The organism is Escherichia sp. WS1451 (assembly GCF_046487365.1).
Taxonomy (GTDB): domain Bacteria; phylum Pseudomonadota; class Gammaproteobacteria; order Enterobacterales; family Enterobacteriaceae; genus Escherichia; species Escherichia coli.
Window position 1 is genome coordinate 1 of sequence record NZ_JBJQJP010000059.1, and the last position, 2,163, is coordinate 2,163.

The following is a 2,163-nucleotide window of genomic DNA, read 5'->3' on the forward strand; positions in this document are numbered from 1 at the left end:
GAGTTACCGTTATGATGCGGAACACCGGATGGTGGAAGTGACGACAGCGCGGGGGACATACCGGTATGTGTACGATGCGCTGGGGAGGCGGACGGAAAAACAGCACATCAGCCCTGACGGTAAACCGTACAACCGGACGACATTTTTATGGGACGGAATGCGGCTGGCGCAGGAGAGCAGGCCGGAGGGAACAGACAGCCTGTACATCTACAGGGACCCGGGGAGTTATGAACCGCTGGCGCGGGTGGATAAGGCGGGCAAAGAGGGCCCGAACCGGATACTGTATTTTCACACGGATGTGAACGGTGCGCCGGAAGAGATGACGGACAGCGACGGGAAAATCGTGTGGGAGACGGGGTATCAGGTCTGGGGTAACACGATACAGGAGAAGGACCACGGCAGGGTGGAACAGAACCTGCGTTACCAGGGACAGTACCTCGACAGGGAAACGGGGCTGCACTACAATCTGCACAGGTACTATGATCCGGATGTCGGGCGGTTCATGGTAACGGATCCGATAGGGCTGAGAGGCGGGTTAAACCTGTATGCCTATGCGCCTAATCCATTAGGTTGGATCGATCCTCTGGGTTTGAGTTGTTTGAAACCTGAAAATGGATATTTGAGGGGTAAAGCTCATGGTATAAAATGGACGCAAAATGACGCTCTAAAAAGAGCAGAAGATCAAGCCAGAAAAACAGGTAGGGCACCACTACCTCAAGGTAAATGGGGAAGTAAAAGAGATTTAAAATATGCAGGCGAAAAAGCAGCTACATTACAGCCAGGGGAAATGAAAGATTTTCCAATAAATTCAGATCATTCGTCAGTTGTATTTAATCCGGATGGAACAATTGATATCCCAGATAAAATTCGCGTTCGTAATAATGGCGATGGTACTTTTCACGGATTCCCAATAAACTCGAAAACCGCTGAGCCTATATATACTGATTAATTTCTAGGACCTTTTATTCTTATTGAACGGATGTTGGAGGTAATATGTTTTCAATAGAAGTGTTAAATGACTTTGTATTGGGAGAAAAGGATGAGGAGGATATTAGTGTGTCTGAAGCAATCGAATCTATATATGTTGAATATACGCATGATATTGTTTTAAATTGGAATGAACACATTACGCGCTTAGATCGGAAAGGTGATATTAGTGAAATGTATAATGACATTATTCGAATGCTAAACGCCTTAACGGATGGGAATAAAAAAAATTTTTCAGTTTCATTTTTATCAAGTACTTTTACAGCTATATGGGATTTTGTAATAGATTCTAATATGTTAAATATTAAAGCAAAGTGGATTACAGTTTCATTTTTAGATGATAGTAGTGGTGATAGTGAAAATTTGTATGCATTGAATATACCTATTGATATTTTTATCAGTGAGTGGAATAACTTACTGATAATATTAAGGAATGATCTTGTTAAATGTGGATACAATGAATCACTCGAGGGTTTTTCATATCTAAAAAAATTAAGTGATTTTAAAATACCCGACAGGCACGGTATGGGAAACTGTCCGTGATGATGAACGCAAGGAAGAAAAGTACCTAAAGGTGGAGTATGGATACGATCTGCTCGGGCGACGGACGGGGAAACGGCTGTACCGGTGGCATGATGAGGGCGAAGCGGAACCTGCCCCGGAAAGGGGGCGTTTTTGCTGGGACGGGGTGCGGTTGTGCGGTGAAGACAGCCCGGGTAAGGTCATAGAGGTCCAGCGGTGACAGCTATGAGCCGCTGGCCAGGGTGTTTAGTCGGAGGATAATTCTGCATTTGCATTCTCAATGGATGACTTTGGTTGTGAGGCGAGACTGCATTATAACCTGTTCAGATACTATGACCCGGAGCGTGGAAGAGTTACATAACCTGACCCGATAGGGCAGGGAAAGATCACGTAACGCTGCTTTTTTGTACTAAACAATTCGCATTTTATGTTTAAAAATTGAGATGTTCCTCATTACCTGAAGCTGTTTTTTATTGCTTATACATGATCAAATACTCCTTACATAATTAAGGAGAACAAAATGGAACTTAAAAAACTGATGGAACATATTTCTATTATCCCCGATTACAGACAAGCCTGGAAAGTGGAACATAAATTGTCGGATATTCTACTGTTGACTATTTGTGCCGTTATTTCTGGTGCAGAAGGCTGGGA

The 2,163-nt window shown here is 43.6% G+C and carries 3 protein-coding genes; all 3 read left to right on the plus strand.

Features of this window, described 5'->3' with window-relative positions; genetic code table 11:
• Positions 1-949: RHS repeat domain-containing protein (locus tag ACJHX7_RS26075; protein WP_410231735.1), on the plus strand; the 949-nt coding region annotated here is incomplete at its 5' end.
• Between the two features lie 44 nt (positions 950-993).
• A complete protein-coding gene (locus tag ACJHX7_RS26080; RefSeq protein WP_094030594.1) occupies positions 994-1,530 on the plus strand; it encodes a hypothetical protein in 537 nt (178 codons plus the stop codon).
• 499 nt (positions 1,531-2,029) lie between these two features.
• Positions 2,030-2,163: transposase family protein (locus tag ACJHX7_RS26085; RefSeq protein ID WP_135561839.1), on the plus strand; the 134-nt coding region annotated here is incomplete at its 3' end.

Excerpts from the sequence above, each read along its gene's own strand:
- ACJHX7_RS26080 (WP_094030594.1), top strand. The coding sequence starts at position 994 with ATGTTTTCAATAGAAGTGTTAAATGACTTTGTATTGGGAGAAAAGGAT.